Source organism: Flavobacterium sp., from assembly GCF_027531705.1.
Lineage (GTDB): Bacteria > Bacteroidota > Bacteroidia > Flavobacteriales > Flavobacteriaceae > Flavobacterium.
In genome coordinates, this window is the sequence record NZ_JAPZSP010000020.1 from 177213 (window position 1) to 203886 (window position 26674).

General features: G+C 32.3%; 18 protein-coding genes and 1 tRNA gene. 11 read left to right on the top strand and 8 right to left on the bottom strand.

Going from position 1 to position 26674, the window contains the following annotated elements; all coding sequences use genetic code 11:
• The first annotated feature begins 4 nt into the window (after positions 1-4).
• The 3 genes from O9267_RS08630 (at position 5) to O9267_RS08640 (ending at position 5411) form a co-directional block, all read left to right on the top strand.
• Positions 5-3091, top strand: a complete 3087-nt coding sequence (locus tag O9267_RS08630; protein ID WP_298178190.1) for an efflux RND transporter permease subunit — start codon at positions 5-7, stop codon at positions 3089-3091.
• A 4-nt stretch (positions 3092-3095) separates the two neighbouring features.
• Positions 3096-4397, top strand: coding sequence for a TolC family protein (locus tag O9267_RS08635; RefSeq protein ID WP_298178193.1), 1302 nt, complete (start codon positions 3096-3098; stop codon positions 4395-4397).
• 90 nt (positions 4398-4487) lie between these two features.
• Complete coding sequence (locus O9267_RS08640; RefSeq protein WP_298178195.1) at positions 4488-5411, top strand: AraC family transcriptional regulator N-terminal domain-containing protein; 924 nt, start codon at positions 4488-4490, stop codon at positions 5409-5411.
• On the opposite strand, the gene O9267_RS08645 is transcribed toward O9267_RS08640, so the two are convergent.
• Entirely contained in the window at positions 5408-5791 is a 384-nt protein-coding gene (locus O9267_RS08645; RefSeq protein WP_298178197.1) for a DUF779 domain-containing protein, read from the bottom strand. The genes O9267_RS08640 and O9267_RS08645 overlap by 4 nt on opposite strands.
• A gap of 74 nt (positions 5792-5865) precedes the next feature.
• Complete coding sequence (locus O9267_RS08650; RefSeq protein ID WP_298178200.1) at positions 5866-7371, bottom strand: aldehyde dehydrogenase family protein; 1506 nt, start codon at positions 7369-7371, stop codon at positions 5866-5868.
• A 248-nt stretch (positions 7372-7619) separates the two neighbouring features.
• Between O9267_RS08650 and pheT the strand changes: the two genes are divergently transcribed.
• From pheT to O9267_RS08665, 3 genes are read left to right on the top strand one after another with little or no spacing between them, the layout of a single operon-like run.
• Complete coding sequence (gene pheT / locus O9267_RS08655) at positions 7620-10040, top strand: phenylalanine--tRNA ligase subunit beta (RefSeq protein ID WP_298178202.1); 2421 nt, start codon at positions 7620-7622, stop codon at positions 10038-10040.
• Positions 10041-10058: 18 nt separating this feature from the next.
• Positions 10059-10892 carry a 50S ribosomal protein L11 methyltransferase gene (prmA, locus tag O9267_RS08660; RefSeq protein ID WP_298178204.1) on the top strand — a complete coding sequence of 278 codons (834 nt, stop codon included), beginning with the start codon at positions 10059-10061 and terminating at the stop codon, positions 10890-10892.
• Between the two features lie 40 nt (positions 10893-10932).
• A complete protein-coding gene (locus tag O9267_RS08665) occupies positions 10933-11208 on the top strand; it encodes an ATP-dependent Clp protease adaptor ClpS (protein WP_298178206.1) in 276 nt (91 codons plus the stop codon).
• Between the two features lie 66 nt (positions 11209-11274).
• Here the strand turns inward: O9267_RS08665 and O9267_RS08670 are convergent.
• The 4 genes from O9267_RS08670 to O9267_RS08685 form a co-directional block, all read right to left on the bottom strand.
• A tRNA-His gene (locus O9267_RS08670) sits at positions 11275-11348 on the bottom strand.
• 65 nt (positions 11349-11413) lie between these two features.
• A complete protein-coding gene (gene bshB1 / locus O9267_RS08675) occupies positions 11414-12130 on the bottom strand; it encodes a bacillithiol biosynthesis deacetylase BshB1 (RefSeq protein ID WP_298178208.1) in 717 nt (238 codons plus the stop codon).
• 54 nt (positions 12131-12184) lie between these two features.
• The gene (locus O9267_RS08680) at positions 12185-13264 is read right to left on the bottom strand and encodes a chorismate-binding protein (RefSeq protein ID WP_298178209.1); all 1080 of its coding nucleotides are present in this window, start codon (positions 13262-13264) and stop codon (positions 12185-12187) included.
• The gene (locus O9267_RS08685) at positions 13261-13689 is read right to left on the bottom strand and encodes a hotdog fold thioesterase (RefSeq protein WP_298178213.1); all 429 of its coding nucleotides are present in this window, start codon (positions 13687-13689) and stop codon (positions 13261-13263) included. The genes O9267_RS08680 and O9267_RS08685 overlap by 4 nt, the downstream gene beginning before the upstream one ends.
• A 134-nt stretch (positions 13690-13823) precedes the next feature.
• On the opposite strand from O9267_RS08685, the gene O9267_RS08690 reads away from it, so the two are divergent.
• The 4 genes from O9267_RS08690 (at position 13824) to O9267_RS08705 (ending at position 22837) form a co-directional block, all read left to right on the top strand.
• Complete coding sequence (locus O9267_RS08690; protein WP_298178215.1) at positions 13824-15383, top strand: hypothetical protein; 1560 nt, start codon at positions 13824-13826, stop codon at positions 15381-15383.
• A gap of 191 nt (positions 15384-15574) precedes the next feature.
• Positions 15575-19222, top strand: a complete 3648-nt coding sequence (gene purL, locus O9267_RS08695; RefSeq protein ID WP_298178217.1) for a phosphoribosylformylglycinamidine synthase — start codon at positions 15575-15577, stop codon at positions 19220-19222.
• Between the two features lie 53 nt (positions 19223-19275).
• Entirely contained in the window at positions 19276-20394 is a 1119-nt protein-coding gene (locus tag O9267_RS08700; RefSeq protein ID WP_298178219.1) for a hypothetical protein, read from the top strand.
• Positions 20395-20473: 79 nt separating this feature from the next.
• Positions 20474-22837: a M14 family zinc carboxypeptidase gene (locus O9267_RS08705; protein WP_298178221.1), complete on the top strand. Its 2364-nt coding sequence runs from the start codon at positions 20474-20476 to the stop codon at positions 22835-22837.
• Here the strand turns inward: O9267_RS08705 and O9267_RS08710 are convergent, their stop codons facing one another.
• On the bottom strand, positions 22838-23413 hold the full coding sequence (locus O9267_RS08710) for a dual specificity protein phosphatase family protein (RefSeq protein WP_298178222.1): 576 nt from the start codon (positions 23411-23413) through the stop codon (positions 22838-22840).
• Positions 23413-25347 carry an LTA synthase family protein gene (locus tag O9267_RS08715; RefSeq protein WP_298178225.1) on the bottom strand — a complete coding sequence of 645 codons (1935 nt, stop codon included), beginning with the start codon at positions 25345-25347 and terminating at the stop codon, positions 23413-23415. The genes O9267_RS08710 and O9267_RS08715 overlap by 1 nt, the downstream gene beginning before the upstream one ends.
• Positions 25348-25455: 108 nt before the next feature.
• On the opposite strand from O9267_RS08715, the gene O9267_RS08720 reads away from it, so the two are divergent.
• Positions 25456-26674, top strand: a 1219-nt coding sequence (locus O9267_RS08720; RefSeq protein ID WP_298178227.1) for an AMP-binding protein, incomplete at its 3' end; no start/stop codon positions are given.

The window sequence follows — 26674 nt, forward strand, 5'->3', positions numbered from 1 at the left end:
CTTAATGAGTTTATCTACACTAAGCATAAAACGACCTGTTTTTACCATTGTGATTAATCTTTTGATTATTCTCTTTGGAATCTTGGGTTACAGTTATTTGGGCGTTCGCGAATTTCCTTCAATTGATCCTGCGCAAATCAATGTTCGAACCAATTATACTGGTGCCAACGCCGATATTATTGAGTCGCAAATTACCGAACCACTAGAAAAAGCTATAAATTCTATTGACGGAATTAGAAATATAACTTCTTCAAGTAACCAAGGTTCGAGTAATATTAATATTGAGTTCAAACTCGAAAAAAATCTGGAAGAAGCAGCTAATGATGTGCGTGATAAAGTATCTCAAGCTGTTAGAAGTTTGCCACAAGATATAGATGCACCGCCAGTAGTTTCGAAAGCAGATGCCGATTCAGACGCTATCATTTCGATGACAGTTCAAAGTGAAACCAAAAATGTTTTAGAACTGAGCGATTATGCCGAAAATGTAATTGCCGAAAGGATTCAAACCATTCCTGGTGTAAGTGGTGTACAAATTTGGGGACAAAAACGCTACTCAATGCGTATTTGGATGGATCCTATTAAGCTGAATTCGTATGGGTTAACCGTTAGCGATGTTAGAAAAGCTTTAGATAATCAAAATGTCGAATTACCATCAGGAAAACTCACAGGAAACAATACTGAGTTAATGGTTAAAACGCTCGGCAATTTATCTTCCGAAAAAGAATTTAATGATATTATTATAGTTTCTGATGCTACTAAAACTGTCAGATTGAGTGATATTGGTTACGCAACATTAGCGCCAGAAAATTTAGAAACCAATTTTACAGTTTCAGGAGGTCCAATGGTTGCAGTTGCAGTTGTACCACAACCTGGAACTAATTATTTAGAAATAGCCGATCAATTTTATAAAGAAATTGACAAATTAAAAAAAGACTTGCCAAGTGACATCAAGTTAAACATTGCCTTAGACACTACTGTTTTTATTAAAAAATCGGTTGTAGAAGTAGCTGAAACACTTTTGATTTCAATTATTTTAGTAATTCTAATTATCTTTTTGTTTTTTAGAGATTGGGCTATTGCTTTCAGACCATTAATTGACATTCCTGTTTCGCTGATTGCTACTTTTTTCATCATGTATCTTTTCGGATTTTCAATCAATGTTTTGACGTTATTAGCCATAGTTCTAGCAACAGGATTAGTAGTTGACGACGGAATTGTAGTTACCGAAAATATTTTCAAAAAAGTCGAAGAAGGTATGTCGCCAATTGAAGCTGCTATAAAAGGTTCAAACGAAATTTTCTTTGCCGTAATTTCAATTTCGGTAACATTAGCTGCAGTATTTTTACCAATTATTTTCCTTGAAGGTTTTGTGGGACGATTATTTCGAGAATTTGGTGTCGTCATTGGTGCCGCTGTTTTAATTTCAGCTTTTGTATCGCTTACATTAACACCCATGTTGAATGCCTATTTGATGAAAAGTGGCGTACAAAAGAAAACAAAATTCTATGAATTAACCGAACCTTTTTTTGTTAATTTAAACAAAGGCTATGCTTCATCATTAACTGGATTTTTAAAGAGAAAATGGTTGAGTTTTCCAATAATTTTAGTTTGCATCGGTTTGATAATCTTGTTTTTTAATATTTTGCCCAAAGAAACCGCACCCTACGACGATAGAAGTTTAGGAATTGTAAGTGTAACAACGCCCGAAGGATCAACTTATGAATATACTGATAGATTTATGCAAGATTTATCTAAGTTAATCAACGATTCTATTCCTGAAAAGAAAATTGCTTTGGTAATTACATCTCCAGGATTTTTATCAAATTCTGTCAATACTGGTAGAGTACGGTTGGCATTAGTTGATCCAAGTGAAAGAGAAAAATCGCAAAAACAAATAGTTGATGATTTGAATAAATGGGCAAAAAAATACCCGCAAGCCAAAGTCAATGTTTCCGAACAACCCACAATTGCTGTTAATAGACGTGGTGGTTTGCCTATTCAATATATCATTCAAGCACCAACTTTTGAAAAATTAAGAGAAAAAATTCCACAGTTTATGGAAGAAGCTGGTAAAAATGAAACCTTTTCTAATGTCGATGTGAATTTAAAATTTAATAAACCAGAAATAAATGTCACCATTAATCGTAAAAAAGCAGAAAGTTTAGGAATTTCCGTTTTAGATGTTGCGCAAACATTGCAATTATCATTAAGTGGTCAGCGTTTTGGTTATTTTATGAAAGACGGAAAACAATACCAAGTAATTGGACAATTTGACGAAAAAGACAGAGATGCACCACTCGACTTAACATCGATGTTTGTGAAAAATAAAGAAGGACAACTCATCCAATTAGACAATGTTGTTGATGTTGAAGAACAGAGCAATCCACCACAATTATTTCATAACAATCGTTACATGTCAGCAACTGTTTCGGCTGGTTTGGCACCTGGAAAAAGTATGATTGACGGCATCAATGCAATGGACGAAATAAAAGCAAAAGTTTTGGATGCTTCGTTCACAACCGATTTAGGTGGAGAATCAAGAGATTTTGTCGAAAGTAGTTCTAATACTTCATTTGCATTTGGACTAGCTTTATTGTTAATTTTCTTGATATTAGCTGCTCAATTTGAAAGTTTTATTGATCCATTCATTATAATTTTAACCGTTCCAATGGCGGTTGCTGGTGCCTTATTTTCGCTTTGGTTATTTGGACAAACATGGAATATTTTTAGTCAAATTGGAACAGTAATGCTTATTGGTTTGGTAACTAAAAACGGAATTTTGATAGTTGAATTTGCCAATCAATTACGCGAACAAGGAAAATCGAAATATGACGCTATTTTAGAAGCTTCTGAAGCACGATTAAGACCAATTTTGATGACCAGTTTGGCAATTGCGCTTGGTGCATTGCCTATTGCATTATCACTAGGAGCAGCCTCTGCAAGCCGAATGGGAATGGGAATTGTTATTGTTGGCGGAACCATGTTCTCATTGTTATTAACGCTTTTTATAATACCAGCTATTTATTTGATGTGGTCGAAAGCTAGAAAACATCGCCCAGAATTTGATAATTTAGAAGCATTAGAAAAATAAAATTATGCAACAAATAGGTAAACTACTTTTTCTTATTTTACTAGGATTTTCATCGCAAGCACAGGAAATGCTGAAACTTGAAGATGCTGTTAAAATTGCTTTGGAAAATAATTATGAAATCAAAATTGCTAAAAACAATTTGAAAATTGATGAAACCAATTCAACTGCAGGAAATGCTGGAATGTTACCAAATGTAAATGCCACATTAACCAACAACAATAGTGAATTTAACACCACTCAAGTCCAAGCTGATGGTACTGAGAGAACACTTGATAATGCCATCAATCATAATTTAACTTATGGAATTGGATTAGATTGGACTATTTTTGATGGTATGCGAATGTTTGCACGACGAGAACAACTAAAAGTTTTGCAAAAACAAGGCGAAGCTGAATTAAAACTGGCTATTATTACTAAAATAGGGGATGTTTATGCAACCTACTTTGATTTAGTGCAACAACAACAACAAATAAAAGCGCTAGATACAGCTATCGTAATTTCAAACCAACGATTAACTACTGCTCAAAATAGATATACTATTGGAAAAGCAGCCAAATTAGAAGTATTAAACGCACAAGTCGATTTGAATACCGATGTAAGTTCAAGATTAAAACAACTTGATTTATATCAAAATGCAAAAATTAGATTGAATGAAATTTTGGCAAGAGAAATTGCCACTGATTTTGTAGTTGAAGATAAAATTGCCGTTGATGAAAGCTTAAATTTTGCAGATTTAAAAACTTTAGCCGAAAAACAAAATCCGCAATTGCAAGCTCAAATTTTAGAAAATAATAATGTCGAATTGAATTTGAAACAAGTAAAAGCTGGGCGTTATCCAACCGTAAGAATAAATTCGGGGTATAATTTTACTCGTTCAGAGGCATCGTTAGGGTTTATTACGCAATCATCAGGAAGAGGTTTTGTGTATGGGATTAATGCTTCCGTTCCCATTTTTAGTGGTTTCAATCAAAATCGAAATGAAAAAGTTGCAAAACTTCAAGTTGATAATGCCGATTTTGTTATCAATCAGCAAAAAATAGCTTTACAATCGCAACTGGCAATGGCTTTTCAGAGTTTTCAAACCAATTTAAAACTATCAAAAGTTGAAGAAAAAAATACTGAAATCGCCAAACAAAATCTAGATATTACGCAAGCAAAATTCAAAATTGGCACCATTACTCCTATCGAATATCGTACGGCACAATTAAATTATGTTCAAGCTTTAGTTCGTTATAGCAATGCACAATTTCAAACCAAACTCTACGAAATCAGCTTAAAGGAATTAAGCGGAATACTTGGTTTTTAATGTAATCTATAACAAGTAAGCAAGATTTAATTTCATTTTTGCAAACTATAACGTTTTTTTAGTACTTTTAAATTTTAGAAATTTACCTAAATGTCAATTAAAACATTACTAAATACTCCTGCGCTTACACACGAAAAGTCATTGAAAACTTTGGTCGAAAACCGAACCATTTTTTCATTAGATCATTGTGAATTGAATATTTTTGAAACCTATCAAAAATCAGATTTAGTTCCACTAAAATTCAATGATTTAGTGGTAACAAGTATGCTTCGTGGCAAGAAAACAATGCATCTTTTTGACGAGCCAAGTTTTGAGTATTTGCCAGGAGAAACGGTTATTGTTCCATCCAATGTTGAAATGAAAATTGATTTTCCTGAAGCTTCTAAAGAAAATCCAACGCAATGTATCGCACTTGCCATTGACAATAAAATCATCACAGATACTTTAGATTTTTTAAACGAAAAATATCCAAAAGAAGGAAAAAGCAATCTTTGGAAATTAGATCACGAGAATTATTTTTTTTACAACAATGTTGAATTAGCTGGAACTATTAATAAGTTGATTAAAGAATGCATGGGTAATTCCTTAACCAAAGATGCCATTGCAGACTTGACTTTGCAAGAACTAATCATTAGAATTATACAAACGCAAACTGCCAAACGATTTGACGAAGAAAAATTTATTGATAGTAACAGTCCGATTACACCTTCAATAGAGTTTATAAAGAAAAATATTCGAGAAACTATCAATTTGAAAGACTTAAGCGATAAAGCTTGCATGAGCACCACTTCATTTTACCGCTATTTCAAAAGAGAATTAGGCATGAGTCCGATAGAATATATTTTGAATGAAAAAATAAAATATGCCAAAAAACTATTGAGCAATCCAAATATTCACATCAATGAAGTTTCGTATGCAACTGGTTTTGAGGATTGTAACTATTTTATAAGATTATTCAAAAAATACGAAGGTGTTACACCAAAACAATATCAGTTGATGAATTTTAATTCTTAAGAATTATTTAAAACTACATCTTCCAAATTAGCACTTTCTTCTTCTGTAAACAATCTATAATTCACTTTAAAAGTTTTGCCATAAGGCGTTTCCAATGAAAAACCGCCTGCTCCTATTCCATCAGTTACATCTAAGGTAAAGTGAGCGTGTTTCCAGTATTCAAATAAATCTTTATCTAGCCAAAATTCAAAATCTTTGAGAGTTCCGATACAAACATCTTCGTATCTCAAATAGAATCCGCCTTTTTCAAAACATTGCGGTTGCGTGCCTTCACAACAGCCACCAGCTTGATAAAACATCAAATCTCCAAATTTTTCAGCTAAAAAATCAATTAAATCTAATGCTTTTTGAGTTGCATCTAATCGTTTTATTTTTTCCATATTATCATAAAATTGAAAGCCACGAGTTTCAAATATACTGAATTCGTGGCTTTTTTGATTAACAAACGATTTTATTAAAAGAAACCTAACTTGTTTTTGTTATAAGAAATCAACATGTTTTTAGTTTGACGGTAATGATCTAACATCATTTTGTGATTTTCTCTACCAATTCCAGATTGTTTGTATCCACCAAATGGCGCACCTGCTGGATATGCATGGTATTGATTTACCCAAACACGACCAGCATGAATCGCTCTAGGAACTTGATACAATTCGTGTGCATCACGTGTCCAAACACCAGCACCTAAACCGTACATAGTATCATTTGCAATTTCTAGAGCTTCTTCAGTAGTTTTGAAAGTTGTTACCGCTAAAACTGGTCCAAAAATTTCTTCTTGAAAAATTCTCATTTTGTTGTGACCTTTAAACAAAGTTGGTTGAATGTAGTAACCACCTTCTAAATCGTTGCCCAAATGATTTACACCACCACCACATAATAATTCAGCACCTTCTTCTTTACCTAAATTGATGTATGAAAGAATTTTATCTTTCTGAATTTGAGAAGCTTGAGCACCCATCATTACTGTTGGATCAAGTGGATTTCCAACTTTAATATCTTTTACACGTTGTAATACTCTTTCGATGAATTTATCATATATATCTTCATGAATTAAAAGGCGTGAAGGACAAGTACAAACTTCACCTTGATTAAATGCAAAAAGAACTGCACCTTCAACAGCTTTATCTAAAAAAGCATCATCTTCATCCATAACCGATGGAAAGAAAATATTTGGTGATTTTCCGCCTAATTCAAGTGTTACTGGAATAATATTTTCAGTAGCATATTGCATTACCATTCTACCTGTAGCGGTTGAACCAGTGAAGGCAGCTTTAGCAACTTTAGGGTTAGTTACCAAAGTTCTACCTAATTCTGCTCCAAAACCATTTACAACATTAATAACACCTGCTGGAAGTAAATCTCCAATTATTTCCATCAAAACCATAATAGATATTGGCGTGCTTTCTGCTGGTTTAAGAACCACACAATTTCCTGCTGCTAAAGCCGGTGCAAGTTTCCAAACCGCCATCAAAATTGGGAAATTCCAAGGAATAATTTGTGCTATAACACCAAGTGGCTCATTAATAATAATTGAAACCGTATCTTTATCCAATTCTGTTATAGAACCTTCTTCTGCGCGAATTACACTTGCAAAATATCTAAAATGATCTACCGCTAATGGAATATCGGCATTTATAGTTTCTCTAACAGCTTTTCCATTGTCAAGTGTTTCAACGATAGCGATGTGCTCTAAATTGGCTTCTATTCTATCTGCAATTTTATTTAAGATAATACTTCTTTCTGTTGCAGAAGTTTCACTCCAAGATTTGAATGCATTGTGAGCGGCATCAACAGCCATTTCAATATCCATTTTGGCCGAATGTGCCGCTTTTGCCAATAATTTTCCATCAACAGGTGAAACAACTTCAAAGTACTGACCTGTAGATGGCGCAGTCCATTTTCCGTTGATGTAATTATCATACTTTTCTTTTAATTGTGGTCTTTGAACTAAATTACTCATAATTTTAATTTTTTGATTTATCCAAAAGTAGTTTTAACCAAATTCTTAAAATAGCACTTTTTGTTCAAATTATAGCACAAAATTGTACTATGTAAAATTTTAACAACATTAAATTACATTATACATAAAAATAATGGTAAAAAATAATGATTTTGGTAAAGCAAAAGAAATAATTATTTGACCTAAATATATTTTAAACTAAAAATTACAATACTTATCTTTGCCAACTCTAAAATTATTCGAATACGATGAAGATTTCATACAATTGGTTAAAACAATTTATAAAAATAGACTGGAAATCAGACGAAACAGCAGCACTTCTTACCGATCTAGGACTTGAAGTTGAAGTAGTAGAAAAATACCAATCGGTAAAAGGCGGATTAGAAGGCATTGTAGTTGGGCATGTCCTAACGTGTGTGCAACATCCAAATGCAGACAGATTAAAAGTTACAACAGTTGATATTGGAACTGGAACACCTATTCAAATTGTTTGCGGTGCGGCAAATGTGGCAGCTGGACAAAAAGTTCCTGTTGCTACAATTGGAACAACCTTATATACTAAAGAAGGAGAATCATTTCAAATCAAAAAAGGGAAAATTCGTGACGAAGAAAGCCACGGAATGATTTGTGCTGAAGACGAATTAGGTCTTGGTTCAAGCCATGAAGGAATTATGGTTTTAGATGAAAATTTAAAACCTGGAACTCCAGCTGCAACTGTTTTCAAAATTGAAAATGATGAAGTATTTGAAATTGGTTTAACGCCTAATCGTGCTGATGCCATGAGTCATTTTGGTGTAGCAAGAGATTTGCGCGCTGGATTAATTCAAAGCGGTGTTTCTGTTGAACTTATTACGCCATCGGTTAGCAATTTTAGAGTTGATAAAAGAACTTTAAAAATTGATGTTGATGTAAAAGATGCCAAACTTGCACCAAGATATTGTGGTGTTACAATTTCAGGAATTACTATAAAAGAATCTCCTGAATGGCTTCAAAATAGATTGAAAGCAATCGGATTGAATCCTAAAAATAATATTGTTGACGTTACTAATTATGTTTTACACGAAATTGGTCAACCTTTACATGCTTTTGATGCTTCAAAAATTTCTGGAAAAGTGATCGTGAAAACGGTTCCAACAGGAACAAAATTTACAACTCTAGACGGAATTGAAAGAAGTTTACATGAAGAAGATTTAATGATTTGTGACGAAAAAGGACCAATGTGTATTGCAGGTGTTTTTGGCGGACAAAATTCAGGTGTAACTGAAATAACCAATAATATTTTCTTAGAAAGTGCTTATTTTAACCCAGTTAGTATTCGTAAAACGGCTAAACGTCACACGTTGAGTACCGATTCGTCTTTCCGTTTTGAAAGAGGAATTGATGTGAACTTAACTGAATATGCGTTGAAACGAGCAGCTCTTTTAATTCAAGAAGTTGCTGGTGGTGAAATAACTTCGGATGTGATTGATATTTATCCTAAAAAAGTGGAAGATTTTCCTGTTTTTCTAAATTTTGAAAAAACAGCAAAGTTAATTGGTCAAGAATTACCAAAAGAAATTATCAAAAAGATTTTGGCTTCTCTTGATATTAAAGTTACAAGTGTTACCGATGCTGGTTTAGGAATGATAATTCCATCATATAGAGTTGATGTTCAAAGAGAAATTGATGTAATCGAAGAAATTTTGAGAGTTTATGGATATAACAATATTACTTTCTCAAAAAAATTAAACGCAACTGTTTCTAATTCAAGTAGAACAGAAGATTATAAATTGCAAAATATAATTGCAACACAATTAAACTCGTTAGGTTTTAACGAAATGATGGCCAACTCATTAACATCGCAAGATTACGTTCAACTATCTGAAATGCTGAAAGAAGAACATAACGTTACAATGCTAAATCCTTTGAGTAACGATTTGTCAACAATGCGTCAATCATTGCTTTTTTCTGCTTTAGAAGCGGTTTCATACAATATAAATAGAAGAAATTCAGACTTAAAATTGTTTGAGTTTGGTAAATCGTACCATAAATTAGAAGAAGGTTTTGTTGAAAACAAGCATTTATCGTTAACCGTTTCTGGAAATAGAAATGCAGAAAGTTGGACCAATCCTCAAGCAAAATCAGATTTCTTTTTATTCAAAAGTTATGTAACTTCTATCCTATCACGTTTGGGAATTGAAAAAACAAAAAACCAACCCGTAACTTCAGATGTTTTTGCAGAAGGAATTGCTTTGACTGTTGGAGCCGAAACTTTGGTTGAATTTGGAACATTAAAAAAATCAATTCTAAAACATTTCGATATCAAACAAGAAGTGCTTTATGCCGATTTTAATTGGGCAAGTGTTTTGAAATTGGTTTCTACCAAAATCAAGTTTACTGATATTCCTAAATATCCCGAAGTTCGTAGAGATTTAGCCTTATTAGTAGATGATGCTGTTGCCTTTGAATCGGTTTTTAAAATTGCTATTCAAACTGAAAAAAGTTTGTTGAAAGACATTAATTTATTTGATGTTTACCAAGGTAAAAATTTACCTGAAGGTAAAAAATCGTATGCGGTAAGTTTTACCATTCAAGATAATTCAAAAACCTTAACCGATGAGCAAATCGACAAGGTAATGAACAAATTACAGAAGAATTTCGAAAATGAATTAGGCGCTGTTTTGCGTTAATTATTGAAAACAAAAAACATGTCAAATATTTATTTAGGTTACCATTTTACAGTTGAACCAAAAGAACTTGGTTCGGAAATTCTTGTTGCTGAATTAGGCGAAAAACCTTTTGAAAGTTTCATTGAAACCGAATTTGGAATTACAGCTTACATCCAAAAAGATTTGTGGAGTGAAGCTATTCTGGAAGATATTTATATTCTAAATTCACCTGAATTTACTATTTCGTACAAAGTAGAAGAAATTGATCAAGTGAACTGGAATGAAGAATGGGAAAAAAACTTTGAGCCAATTGATGTTGATGGAAAATGTCATGTAAGAGCACCTTTTCATCCAAAAACTGATGCAGAATTTGACATAGTTATCGAACCAAAAATGAGTTTCGGAACTGGTCACCACGAAACAACGCACATGATGATTCAACATCTTCTAGAAATGGAAGTTGCGGATATGAAAACACTTGATATGGGTTGTGGAACAGCAATTTTAGCTATTTTAGCCGAAATGAAAGGCGCAAAACCTATTGATGCTATTGATATTGACAATTGGTGTTATTTGAATTCGATTGAAAACTGTGAAAGAAACAATTGCAGCCACATTTCAGTCTATGAAGGTGAAGCAGCTCTATTGGCTGGTAAGAATTATGATTTAATTATAGCGAATATTAACCGTAATATTTTGCTAAACGACATGCAAGCTTATGTTGATTGTTTAAACCCGAACGGAATTCTTTTGCTAAGTGGTTTTTACAATGAAGACATTCCGTTTATAGATGCTTCTTGCACCGAAAAAGGATTGAAATACGCTAAGAAATTTGAAAGAAACAATTGGGTTTCATTAAAATACCATAAATAACTTTTAAACTTATAACCTTTTAAACTTATAAACTAAAAGTATGAGTACAATAGAAAAAGTTCAAGAAGAAGTTGCAGTAGAAGAATTAGTTGGAATTAACAACGAAATTGTGCTGTACAATGATGATGTCAATACTTTTGATCATGTAATAGACACTCTAATCAGAGTTTGTGATCATACGTCTGAACAAGCGGAGCAATGTGCTATATTAGTTCATTACAAAGGAAAATGCACTGTAAAAACAGGCTCATACGACGAACTAAAACCAAAATGCACACAGTTACTCGAAGCTGGATTAAGTGCTGAAATAGTTTAAACTAAAATCAAAAAATAAATCCATAAAAAAAGCTCTGAATTTCTTCAGAGCTTTTTCTTTTTTAAGGGTGGCTGACCGGGTTCGAACCGGCGACCCTCGGCACCACAAACCAATACTCTAACCAGCTGAGCTACAACCACCATGTATAAATACGGGTGCAAATATACTATTAAACTTTACGTTTACAAAGAAAAAAGTGAAAAATTTATCTCAAATCGCTTAAACTATTGACAGTCAAATATCTTTCAACCGTATAGCCTTCGGCACTTTCTACTCCTACTATTCTACCTAAATCTTGAGCTCTGTAGCGAACACTATCTAAAAAGTTTTTGGAACTAATTGGCGATTCAGGTTCTTTTGAATTTGGGTCATAAAACTGAGAACTGTAAGCCAAAATTGATTGTTCTTTAATATCCATAAAACCTGTAATATCAACCACAAAATCTGGTTCTAAAACTTTCCATTGAATATAATGATAAACTACTTTTGGTCGCCAAGCTTCTTGATTTACACCATCTAATTGTGTTTCAATTCTTCTTAAACCCGATAAAAAACATGCATCTGAAACCAATCTACTTCCTTTTGAATGGTCAATATGTCTGTCATCGATTGCGTTGCACAATACAATTTCAGGTTTGTATTTACGAATCATTTTGATAACTTCAAGTTGGTGTTTTTCATCATTTATAAAAAAACCATCACGCATATTCAAGTTTTCTCTAACATGAACTCCTAGAATTATGGCAGCATTGGCAGCTTCAATATCACGAATTTCAGCCGAACCACGCGTTCCTAATTCACCACGAGTCAAATCGACAATCCCAACTTTTCTTCCAAGAGAAATTTCTTTGGCAATAGTTCCACTACAACTCAACTCAACATCATCAGGATGCGCGCCAAAAGCCAATATATCTAACTTCATATTTTATAACTTTATTTTTATACTTCGTAACTCGTATTTTGTATCTCCTTACCTCTACAACACTTTTTTCATCGTCATAGACTTATTCACTGTTTCCAAATATTCATTTTCAGGAATACTATCTTTGGTTATACCGCCGCCAATAAATAATGTCGCTTCAGCCATTTCGCCATTAGGTAATAGTTCGATTTTCATGCATCTTAAATTTACAAATAAATCAAACTTTAAATCTTCCCAAGTTAGGAAATTTTTGTTCCATTCACCCATAAAACCAGTGTAGAATTCCCTGTCATAGCCTTCATTTTCGATTATAAATTTTTTTGCTATTTCTTTTGGAAACCCACAAACAGCTGGAGTTGGATGCAAAGATTCAATAATTTTATCTAAATCAAAAATGTTGGTAATCTTGGCTTCAATATCAGTTTTTATGTGTGCCAAATTACCTGCCCGTTGTGTAAACGGGCTTGAAACAGAGACATTAGTAACATATTTTTGCAAACTTTTTACAATAAAATCTGTTACGATTTGTTGTTCTTGTGTTTCTTTTTCTTTCCAGCTAACTTTATTATTTTCAGGAAATAACTGCGTTCCAGCTAATGCAACGGTTTTAATCACATCATTATCAACTTTTAAAAATTGTTCTGGTGATGCTCCCATCCACAAACCAATTTCGGGATGATAAAAACAATACTTGAAAGCCGTTTCATAATTTTGAATTAAATTATAAAAGGTGGTTTCAATATCAAATTTTCTGATGGCAACTTTTTCTTTTCGAGATAAAACTACTTTTTCAAATTCATTATTTTTAATAGCATCTATTCCTTTTTGAATAAGGTTTTCATAGTTTCTTTTTACTTCATCATCAATTTCATTTCGGCGATTTTTTTGAAGAAAAAAAGTGGAATCATCAACTATTTCAACAATAACATTGGAATTATTTTTTGGAATTAAACAACTTGATTTTCCATCAAATGAAGTGAAAATAAAACCACTTGTGTTTGTTTTACTAACCTTTTGATACGAATTATCATGTTGCAAAAGCGCAATTATTCGATTAGAACTTGGTTTGCAATAAACAGCAAAAGGCAAATTGTTTTCAAATTGAACTTTTATTTTGTTGAATAATTCGCTCATCGTCCTTTGCTTGGTAAAATCATATTTGTTAATTTACATAACGATATTAATCTGTCTGCTTCATCTACAATTCTAATTTCCCAAAGATGAATACTTGCTCCTTTATGAAGAATTTTAGCTGTCGCTGTAACCATTCCTTCTCTCTTACTTCTAACATGATTAGCAGAAATTTCAATGCCTCGTACTTCTTGTTTTTCAGGATTGACAAACATAATAGATGCAGCACTACCAACACTTTCAGCTAAGGCAACACTTGCTCCACCATGCAATAAACCCATTGGTTGATGCACTCTTGAATTTACAGGCATTGTAGCAACTAAAAAATCTTCGCCGGCATCAATATATTCAATTTCTAATGTTTCCATCAAGGTATTTTTAGACCATTCATTGCAAAGTTGGAGCATTTTTTCTTTATCAAAACTCATTGATTCATATTTTTGCGTAAAAATAAAACATATTTAGGTAAAATTGCTAGACTAAAAAAGTTTAATTAACGTTATTATGATTGATTTTCTAATTATCTATTTATTTACTATTTTTACACAAATTCAAAATTTATATGCGTAATTCAATAATTATACTTCTTTTCGGTCTATTTATTAGTCTAACATCTTGTAGAACCGACTTTGAAACAGTTCCAAGTACCGGAGGTTTAGAGTTTTCAGCCAAAACGGTTTATTTGGATACTATTTTTGCAAACATTGGTTCAAGTACCTATCAATTAAAAGTTTATAATAGAAGTAACAATGATATTAGAATTCCTGAAATTAAATTAGGTAAAACTGATTCTAAATACAGAATTACAGTTGATGGAATGACTGGAAAAAACAACCGTTCCTTTGAAAATGTTGAATTATTAGCCAATGATAGTTTATATATTTTTATTGAAACTACAGTAAATATTACTGAAACTGAATCTGATTTTACTTATAATGACAAAATTCTTTTCGATGTTGGAACTAATCAACAAAGCGTTGATTTAGTGACCTTAGTTCGAGATGTCATTTTTATTAAACCAAATAGAGATTTAAATACTAAATTATATGAAACAATAAGCGTAAATGGTTTTGTTGATGATGAAGATAAACCTTTAAGAGGTCATACTTTAGTTGGTGATGAGCTTATTTGGAAAAAAGACAAACCCTATGTTGTTTATGGAAATGCTGTCGTTCCGAATGGTTCAACATTGATTATTGAACCTGGAGCACAAGTATATTTTCATTATGGAGCAGCATTGATTGTTGATAATGGTGCCAAAATTGATATTCAAGGAGAATTAAATGAAACTGACTCTGAAGGGAATATTACTAATCGTAGAGAAGTTACTTTTGAAGGTGATCGATTAGAGCCAATTTATGAAAATGTTCCCGGGCAATGGGGAACAATTTTTATTTTATCTGGTTCTGCATCTGGTATTACTAATGAAATTGATTATTTAACTTTAAAAAATGCAACTGTAGGTCTATTTGTTCTTTCTAATATTAATAATAACACTCCTAACTTAGTAATCAAAAATTCACAAATTTATGATTGCTCCGATTTTGGAATTTTAGCAAGAAAATCAAATATAACTGGAAGTAATCTTGTAATAAATACTGCTGGTCAAGCTTGTTTAGGTGCAACTTTAGGCGGAAGTTATGATTTCATACATTGCACATTTAATAACAACTGGAATAGCACAACTCAAGTAGCAATCATAATTAATGATTATTTTGAAACAAAAACAGAAATATATTATAGTAATTTAGTAAAAGCTGATTTTAAAAACTGCATTATTTATGGAAATAACAATATTGAATTGTCTATTGAGAAAAAATTAGCAGAAATTTTTAATCCTAAATTTGAAAATTGTTTGGTGAAATTTAATGAAATCAATACTCAATTAGCTTCAAATACATATTATAATGATGTTCGTAACCAACAATTGGGAAATATAAAAAATAAGGATCCAAAATTTCTAAATTTGAATAGAAACATATTAAAAATTATGGAGGATTCTCCTGCAATTGGGAAAGCTAACCCCTTATATTCAACATTTTCAGACATTCTCAATCATCCAAGACCTACAGTTGGAAGCACAAATTCTGATATCGGTGCCTATCAGTTTATAGCTGAATAAAAAAATATTTATATTTTTATAATTAAATCGTCATCATTAAAATGGCTATTTTTCATTTTCTATAAATTGTCAAAAACTCGTTAAAAACTATTTATTTCTTATTTGGCACTACATACAATTTAACCTAAATTTGCACCACAACATCGTATAGTCAAGTCAATGACTTGTCTCTACCGCAACAACACAACACAATGATTCACTTTTTCGGAAACGAAACCGCTACTGTTTTTGCTGTGCAAACGCACAATGAACTTTCGGCAGAAACTATCTCAAAATTAAATTGGTTATTTGGCAACGCACATAAAATAAATAAATCCGTACTTGCGGATTTTTTTGTTGGTCCACGTGCCGCAATGGTTACGCCTTGGAGTACCAATGCTGTTGAAATTACTCAAAATATGGGAATCGAAGGCATCATCAGAATTGAAGAATTCGAAAAAGTATCTGGTGACTTTTCGGATTTTGATCCTATGCTTTCGCAAAAATATACAGAGTTAAATCAAGATATTTTTACTATTAACATTCAACCAGAAGCGATTTTGGAGATAGAAGATATTTCATCTTACAATAAACAAGAAGGTTTGGCTTTAAATGATGAAGAAGTAATTTATTTAGAAAATCTATCTAAAAAACTAAACAGAAAACTTACGGATTCAGAGATTTTTGCGTTTTCACAAGCCAATTCCGAACATTGTCGTCATAAAATTTTCAACGGAACATTTATCATTGATGGCGTTGAAAAAGAAACTTCTCTTTTCAAATTGATTAAGAAAACATCTTCTGAAAATCCGAACGATATTGTTTCGGCTTATAAAGATAATGTGGCTTTTGTAAAAGGTCCGAAAGTGACACAGTTTGCTCCTAAAAGTGCTGACAAACCTGATTTTTACCAAGAATCAGCATTTGATTCTGTACTTTCTTTAAAAGCAGAAACCCATAATTTCCCAACAACTGTTGAACCTTTTAATGGTGCTGCAACTGGTTCTGGTGGAGAAATTAGAGATAGATTAGCTGGTGGACAAGGTTCACTTCCTTTAGCTGGAACTGCGGTTTACATGACATCGTATTCAAGGTTGACTAACAATCGAAAATATGAAGAAGCTATGGCAGAACGTCCTTGGTTGTATCAAACGCCAATGGATATTTTGATAAAAGCATCTAACGGAGCTTCCGATTTTGGAAATAAATTCGGTCAACCTTTGATTACTGGTTCGGTTTTGACTTTTGAACATAATGAGCAAAACAGAAAACTTGGTTACGATAAAGTAATCATGCAAGCGGGTGGAATTGGTTACGGAAAATTAGATCAAGCCATAAAAAAGAAACCGCAAGAAGGTGATAAAATCGTAATTCTTGGTGGTGAAAATTATAGAATTGGAATGGGTGGAGCTGCGGTTTCGTCTGCTGATACTGGTGCATTTGGTTCTGGAATTGAATTGAATGCTATTCAACGTTCGAATCCTGAAATGCAAAAACGTGCTGCCAATGCCATTCGTGGATTGGTAGAAAGCGATAACAATCCGATTGTTTCTATTCACGATCACGGTGCTGGTGGACATTTGAATTGTTTGTCTGAATTAGTAGAAGAAACTGGCGGATTAATTGATTTAGATAAATTGCCTGTTGGTGATCCAACGCTTTCTGCTAAAGAAATTATTGGTAACGAATCACAAGAACGTATGGGATTGGTTATTGGTAAAAAAGATATCGAAACGCTTCAAAAAATTGCTGACAGAGAACGTTCTCCAATGTATCAAGTTGGTGATGTTACTAACGACCATCGATTTACTTTTGAGTCGAAAACTACTGGTGCAAAACCAATGGATTATGCCTTGGAAGACTTTTTCGGAAGTTCGCCAAAAACGATTATGACTGACAAAACTATTGTTAGAAATTATAGTGATTTAGCCTATTCTCAAGAAAATATTCCATTGTATTTAGAAGAAGTTTTAAAACTAGAAGCTGTTGCTTGTAAAGATTGGTTGACCAATAAAGTGGATCGTTGTGTTGGTGGAAAAGTAGCCAAACAACAATGCGCTGGACCCTTACAATTGCCATTGAATAATGTTGGTGTGATGGCATTAGATTATAATGGTAAAGAAGGAATTGCAACTTCTATTGGGCACGCTCCTATTTCGGCATTGATTGACCCAAAAGCTGGAAGTAGAAATGCGATTGCGGAAGCTTTATCAAACATCGTTTTTGCTCCTTTAAAAGACAATTTGAAATCGGTTTCACTTTCTGCTAACTGGATGTGGGCGTGTAAAAATGAAGGTGAAGATGCAAGATTGTATGAAGCAGTTGAAGCTTGCTCAGAATTTGCTATCGAATTGGGAATCAATATTCCGACTGGAAAAGATTCGCTTTCTATGAAACAAAAATATCCGAATGATGAAGTAATTGCTCCAGGAACTGTGATTATTTCGGCTGCTGGAAATTGTTCAAATATTACTAAAGTGGTGGAACCAGTTTTACAAAGAAACAAAGGTTCGATTTACTACATCAATTTATCACAAGATGATTTTAAATTGGGTGGAAGTTCGTTTGCTCAAACCTTAAATAAAATTGGTTCAGAAACTCCAACGATTAAAGATGCTGCATTTTTCAAGAAGGCATTTAATACTATTCAAGATTTAATAAAAGATAGACAAATTGTTGCAGGACACGATATTGGAAGCGGTGGATTAATCACAACTTTATTAGAAATGTGTTTTGCTGATGTGAATTTGGGTGCTAAAATTTCTTTTGATGCTTTCAAAGAAAAAGATTTAGTCAAAATTCTATTTGCAGAAAATATCGGAATTGTGCTTCAAGCAAAAGACGATGCTGTTTTTGAAAAAGCATTTGAAGGAATGGAGATTTTCAAGATTGGTTCGGTTGAAAGTTCTGATGTTTTAGAAATTGATAGTTTCAAGTTTCAGGTTTCAAGTTTCAGAAAAAATTGGTTTGAAACCTCTTTCCTACTCGACCAAAAACAAACCAAAAATAACAAAGCTAAAGAGCGTTTTGATAATTTAGGTCAACAAGCTTTAGCATATAAATTTCCTACTCATTTTACAGGATTGAAACCTGTGATTGATACAACAAAACCTCGTCCGAAAGCAGCTATTATTCGTGAAAAAGGAAGTAATTCTGAGCGTGAAATGGCAAATGCAATGTACTTAGCTGGATTTGATGTAAAAGACGTTCACATGACCGATTTGATTTCGGGAAGAGAAACTTTGGAAGACATTCAGTTTATTGGAGCTGTTGGTGGATTCTCAAATTCGGATGTTTTGGGTTCGGCTAAAGGTTGGGCTGGAGCATTCAAATACAACGAAAAAGCAAACATTGCTATGAAAAAATTCTTTGAGCGTGAAGATACTTTATCAGTTGGAATTTGCAATGGATGTCAGTTGTTTATGGAATTAGAATTAATCAATCCGGAACATGAAGTTCATGGAAAAATGCATCATAACGATTCACACAAACACGAAAGCGGTTTTACATCGGTAACGATTCAAGAAAATCATTCGGTGATGTTAAATACCTTAGCTGGAACAACTCTTGGAGTTTGGATTTCGCATGGTGAAGGAAAATTCAAATTGCCTTACACTGAAGAAAAATACAATATCGTTGCCAAGTATGCTTATGAAGGCTATCCAGCTAATCCAAATGGTTCCGATTTCAATACGGCAATGCTATGCGACAAAACTGGAAGACATTTGGTCATGATGCCACACATTGAGCGTTCAACATTTCCTTGGAATTGGGCATATTATCCAACCGATAAAAAAGATGAAGTATCGCCTTGGATTGAAGCTTTTGTCAATGCAAGACTTTGGATTGAGAAAAAATAATTCAATTAGAAATAAATTTGTATTTTTACTTCAATAATCTCATTTTCAAATAAATGAAAAATAAGTTATTTTTTCTTTTTTCAGTTTTGCTAATGGCATGTTCTTCAAATGACGATACAAATCCTATCGAAGTTGAGAAAAGAAGCTTTTATATGGGTGTCACGCCATGGCCAGCCGATTTCACAATAGACGAAGTAAATAAATCATACGAATTTATCAATACCAATTGTGATATTGTTTCGCATCATTTTGATGACGGAATTCCGTATCAAGAAGCTTTTACCAATACTACTATGCCAGCCGAATTTGTACAAGATATTCAAACACGAAAAAATAAAACGGCAGTTGGTAAAAAAGTTTTCTTAAGTATTTCAGCACTAGATTTAAATAGAATTCAAAAAGCACGTTATTACGAAAAATCAACTGTTTCCGCAGCAATTAAAAACCAATGGATACAATTGCCTTTTACAAATCCTGATTTAATTTCAGCTTATGTAAATTATGTAAATTATCTAATGGACGAATTTAATCCAATATATGTAAACTTTGGAGTTGAAAGCAATGCCGTAACATGGAATTCGGTAAATTTTAATGATTATAAATACTTTCTTTCACAAGTATATCAGCAATTTAAAGCTACTCACCCAACTATTCCATTTATGGTCAGTTTTATGGTTGATGAATCTACTGAAGGTTATAATTATGCAAGTCAATTAGTTCAATATACAGATTTTATTGCTTTAAGCGCTTATCCTTATGTAGTCGTAAGTTCATCTGCAAATGGCAATACAAATCCTGCCAATTTTCCGGCTAACTTTTTTGAGAAATTTATAAATCTTTCTTCAACCAAACCTTTAGTTTTTGCAGAAACTGGTTATATAGCTGAGAATCTTGTTGTTCCTTCATTCAATTTAAATAAAACAGGAACAGCTGAATGGCAAAATGAATATTTAAAAAAAATCACACAACTTTGCCAAGACAAAAAGGCAAAAATGTTAATCTGGTTTTGCCACAAAGATTATGATGCTGCCATTGTGACTATTCAAAATTTAGGGCTTTACCAAGATTTATTTCTGCTTTGGCGAGATACAGGTTTTATTGATCAAAATGGAAATGCGAGGCCATCTTTTTACACTTGGAAAAGTTGGTTAAACAAAACTAAAACCGAATAATACGCTACTTTTTATATTTTATTAAAAGTTCGTTTCATAAAAACTTTATATTTGTGTCAAAAATCACAACTATATTAGTATGAAAAAGTTACTTTTTATTTTATTCATAATTCCTTTTACTCTTATTTCACAAACAAAAATTGAAAAATACCATAGAGCAAAAATTACCTATAATTCAATTGAAAATCTTAAAAAATTAGACAAATTAGGCATTGCAATTGATCACGGAATTCATAAAAAAGGTTACTTTATAATTTCTGATTTTTCTGAAACTGAAATTCAACTTGCAAAAAACATTGGTTTAAATGTTGAAATAGAAATTGAAGATGTTTCAAATTATTATGCCAATCAAAATAAAAATCCACAAACTTTTTCTCCTGAAAATACTAGTTGTTTAAATTCAGCAACTGATTACATTACACCTTCTAACTATAGTAACGGTTCGATGGGTGGCTATTTAACTTATCCGGAAATGCTTCAACATCTAGATAATATGCACACTTTGTATCCAAATTTGATTACTGCACGAGATAATGTTGGAACATTTACAACGCAAGAAGGAAGACATTTGCAATGGGTAAAAATTACCAATAATCCATTGGTTTCTAACACAAAACCACAAGTTTTATATACTGGTGTACATCATGCTAGAGAGCCTATTTCGTTGTCAGAAACGATATTTTATATGTGGTATTTACTAGAAAATTACACTACTAATAGCGAAATAAAAAATATTGTTGACAATACCGAAATGTATTTTATTCCAGTTATAAATCCAGACGGTTATATTTATAATGCAACAACAAATCCTAGTGGTGGCGGAATGTGGCGAAAAAACAGACATGTTTATGATGATGGAACATTTGGAACCGATAACAATAGAAATTATGATTACTGGGTAAATGGCGATTCAAACCAAAGTATTTGGAATACTACAGGAATTTCGGCATCATCAACTGGTGAAACTTATCCAGGAACAGCACCTTTTTCTGAACCTGAGACACAAGCAGTGCAGTTTTTTGTAGAAAACCATAATTTCAAAGTTGCACTTAACGCACATACTTTCAGCAATCTTATTTTATACCCTTATGGTTATGAACTAAATACACCAAGCCCTGACGATTTGCTTTTTCAGAAATTGTCTAAAGCTATGGTTGCAGAAAATGGATTTACCAATCAAATTTCATCTGAATTATATGCAGCTTCAGGTGATTCTGATGATTGGATGTATGGGCAAGCTTTTAATCATTCCAAAATTTTTGCTTTTACGCCCGAAATTGGTTCTTCGTTTTGGCCAGCTAATTCAGAAATAATTCCACTTTGTAAAAAAATGATGTTAACAAATATTACTGCTGCAAAATTTGTTTTAGATAATACAAATATAGTAGATACTGCACCAAAATATACAGGAAATACGGCATTAGCAAACGCAACATTCGAATTGACTAAACTTGGATTGTCTGATAACGGAAACTATACAGTTACACTCAATCCAATATCATTCAATATAACAACAGTTGGAGTGCCATTTCAAGTTTCTAATATGGCCAACATGGATGTTGTAAATGGAACAATTGAATATACACTTGCAAATGGAACAACCAGCGGAGATTTAATAGAGTATGAATTAATAGTAGACAACGGTACTTTTACTAACAAAATACTTGTTACCAAGAGATTTGGAGTTTTACAACCAATTCTAAATGACAATTGCGCTTCTACAGCAAATTTTACAGGAAATACTTGGGCAATAACATCTTTAGCCTATGTTTCACCATCAACATCTATAACTGATTCTCCAAATGGAAATTACAATAATAATCAAACAAAAATCTTATCACTTACCAATCCTATTAACTTAGTTGGTTTGACAGGAGCAACAATTTCGTTTGCAGCAAAATGGGATTTGGAAAATAATTGGGATTATGTTCAGTTTCAAATTTCAACTGATAATGGTGCTACATGGAATTCTCAATGTGGAAAATATACCAACGAAGGAACAAGTTCTCAGGCTATTGGACCATTATTTGACGGAACACAATTGAATTGGATAACCGAAGAAATTGATTTGTCTGACTATATTGGGCAAACCATTAAAGCTCGATTCCGTTTTAAATCGGATGGTTTTGAAACAGCAGATGGGTTCTATTTTGATGATTTCAAAGTAAATCTTTTAGATAACACAACACTTTCAGTAGCTAATGAAACTCAAGTTAGTCAATTCGGAATTTATCCAAATCCAGCGAATTCATTTCTGAAAGTAAATACTAGCAATGAAAATTATTCAATCGAAATTTATAATTCACAAAGCCAATTAGTTTTCAAAAAAGAAAATAATATTGGTGCTAATGAAATTTCAATTTCAGATTTATCTTCAGGCATTTACTATATAAAACTGAAAGCTGATGGCATTAATGAAATGAAAAAAGTAGTGAAGAAATAATTATTCTTTCGATTTTTGTTTTTTGTAATTGTGCAAATAATCTCCTTTTGGTTTTCCTAAATCAAATGAACTAAATTTGGTTAAAACCCTCGTAGATGTTCTAGCTTCTTCAGGCAACCAATTTTCGTATTCAATACGGTAAATAGCAGAATACATTTCGGCACGACCAACACCATGATAACAATGAATTAATACCGGATAATTATCAGGATTATCCATGATTTTGAAAAAAGTATCTAAATTTTCTTGTTTAGGTACTTGGTCAGAACCATTATTGAAATAATTTACACCTTCAATTTTGGCAACTGCTTCTTTTTCGGCTGTTAATTCTGCTGGAATTTCAGGATTATTCACATCATCTCCAGTTCCTGGAAAACGCAGGTCGACTATACTTTTTATTTTGTATTCTTTCACATAATCGGCAATTTCATCTGGCGGTATTACACCACTTTTATAAACTTTTCCTTTTGTAATTGTTTCGAAATTATGGTTGATGTTCATATCATACACATACTTTCCAACAGCAATTAAAACAAATATTGAAACTCCAACTAGTATTTTCCTTTTTAAACTCATTAGTTCTCTGATGTTAATTTTTTATCAATCACTCTATTCATATAATCCTGATATAATGCTTTGAATTGTAATTCAATAGCATTCATTTCTTCATTCTTATATTTAATCAAATTTTTTGTCAATCCTCTATCATTGATAGTATAAAATCCAACTGCATTTGCTCCGTCAAAAGTACAAATATAATTTCCTTTCATAAAGGTATGAAGATTTCCTGTAGAGTTTACCACAAATCGTTTGGAAATGTCTTTATCTACCAAGCTATTGCCCCAACTTCTAAAAGGTTTTTTGTATCCAATTAAGTCTAAAACAGTTGGATAAATATCAATTTGCTGTGCCAAATTCATATCAACTCCAATCAAGTCGCTATTTGGTTTATAAAACAAAATAGGTACTGCAAATCTGCTAACAGGCTTGCTATACTCATCATAATAAACTAAATTTCCATGATCTGCTACCATTACAAAAAGTGTATTGTCATACCATTTTGTCTTTTTAGCTTCCTCAAAAAAACGTTTAATGGCATAATCAGTATATTCAGCGCATTTATGCATCGGAATTTGACCTTCTTTGAACTTGTTTTTGTATTTTTCAGGAATAATATAAGGTTCATGTGAGGAAACAGTAAAAACAGTAGCAAAAAAAGGTGCTTGTTCTTGACTTAATTTTTGATTCATAAATTGTAAAAAAGGTTCATCCCAAATTCCCCAAAAACCATCAAATTCTTCGTCATTATTAAATTCTGTTCTTCCGTAATAATTATCAATTCCAAGAATATTTCCAAAACCTAAAAATCCCATCGAACCATTGGCTGCACCATGAAAAAAAGAAGTTTTGTAACCAACATTTTCTAATGTTGAAACCAATGATTCAATTTTTTGTTTCGGAAATGGCGATGAAGTAAATCCGTCTTTAAAAGTCGGAATTCCTGCCAAAATAGAAGACATTCCGTGAATAGATTGTCTTCCGTTAGCATACGCATTTGGAAAAATCAAACTGTGTTGTGCTAACGAATCGATAAAAGGAGAATGGCTTTCGTAATTTGGAATTTTCAGCCATTTATTGAAAGCACCCGAATATTCTCTTGCATAACTTTCTATAATAAAAAGTACAACATTAGGCTTTGTCTCTGAATGATTGTTATATTGTTTTATAGGTTCTACTTTTTCGGCAATAACCTTTGGTGTAACGTCAGCAAAATTAGTTTTCTTAAAATTATTACTAAATAATGTTCTGATAATGGCAAAAGGTGTGTTTAAAACAATATCTGCATGCGATACTTTTTTTACATGTTTACTTGCATCTACTAAGTTAATCGGACGAGTAGATTTACTAAAATCTCCACCGCGAATACCACCAATTATCATTGCAGCAACTAACAAAAATCCGAAAAGAGAAAACCCAAAATAATGCACTTTTTTGGCAGGAATAGTAGCTACAACTCTTACTCTTTTATATAAATAAATCCATAAAAAAGACATGACAAAAAATAAAAGAAATACATGCCAATAATCAACTACAAAACTTGAAAATAAAGTAGTCAAATTAGTTTCGTGCTTTACAACATCTAAAGCCGCAACGGTTGTTCTTGATTGTGTATACTTATAATAGATAAAGTCAACAAAATTGAAAGAATATGCTAATAGATTGGAAGCAAAGTACAAATAAAATAAATACCTCTGATAATTTTGGGAGGTGTTTTTCCAAAATGGTAAAATCGAAAATAGAATAAATACTAAATTAATGTAAAGTATAGCTGTTGTATCAAATGCTAAACCATAATAACTCAAAGCAAAAAAGTCACTAACCGAATCAACTTTCAAAAAATTTTGATTATAAAAATAAAATAAAACCCGAGCTATCATATAAAATAAATAAGCTAAACCTATTCTGTAAAACAGCACTTTATATTCGTTATATCTTGGTAGTTTATTCATTCAATAGAGATTATTTATTTTGCAAAAATACTAAATAGTGAAAGGAAATTTTAAAATATATTGTTAATCTATATTTATTTAATTAATTTGCATAAAAATAACAATTAAATGAGCAAAATCACTCGCCTTTTTGACTTTCCATATTATCAATTAAGCAAAAATAACAAGCCTGACAGTTTGGTTACCAAATATAATGGACAATGGATAAAAACATCAACACAAGAATATGTTGATATGTCAAATACCATTTCAAGAGCACTTTTGCGCTTAGGTGTTCAAAAAAACGATAAAATAGCCGTTATTTCTACTACAAATAGAACCGAATGGAATATTATGGATATTGGTATTTTGCAAACTGGTGCACAAAATGTTCCCATCTATCCAACAATCTCTGAAGAAGATTATGAATATATCCTAAACCATTCAGAATCAAAATATTGTTTTGTTTCTGATGAAGTTGTATTTAACAAAGTCAAAGCTATACAAAAGAATGTTCCGACGCTTATTGAAGTGTACTCATTTGATGAAATTGCAACTTGCAAGAACTGGAAAGAAGTTCTCGAATTAGGAAAAGATACAAGCAATCAAGATGTAGTTGAAGATAGAAAAAACAATGTAAAACCTGAAGAATTAGCAACAATAATCTATACTTCAGGAACAACAGGAAAACCAAAAGGTGTAATGCTTTCACATAACAATATCGTTGCAAATGTGCTTGGAAGCGAAAAAAGAATACCGTTTGAAGATGGAAAATCTGTGGCTTTGAGTTTCTTGCCCATTTGTCACATATTAGAAAGAATGGTGCTTTATTTGTATCAATATTATAGCGTTTCCATTTATTTTGCAGAATCTATTGAAAAATTAAGTGAAAATATAAAAGAAGTTAAACCAACTGTAATAACTGCGGTTCCAAGACTTTTAGAAAAAGTTTATGATAAAATTTATTCCAAAGGAAATGATCTTACTGGAGTCAAAAAGAAATTATTTTTTTGGGCGTTAGATTTAGGATTCAAATATGAACCTTATGGAGTGAATGGTTTATGGTACGAATTGCAATTAAAATTAGCTAGAAAACTAATTTTTAGCAAATGGAAAGAAGGTTTAGGTGGAAATCTAAGCCTGATGGTTTCTGGTAGTGCAGCATTACAACCAAGACTGGCAAGAGTTTTTGCAGCCGCTGAAGTTCCAGTAATGGAAGGTTATGGTTTAACCGAAACTTCTCCTGTAATAGCTGTAAATGACATGAGAAATCACGGATTTAGAGTTGGAACTGTTGGTAGAGTCATAGACAATGTTGAAGTTAAAATTGCCGAAGACGGCGAAATTC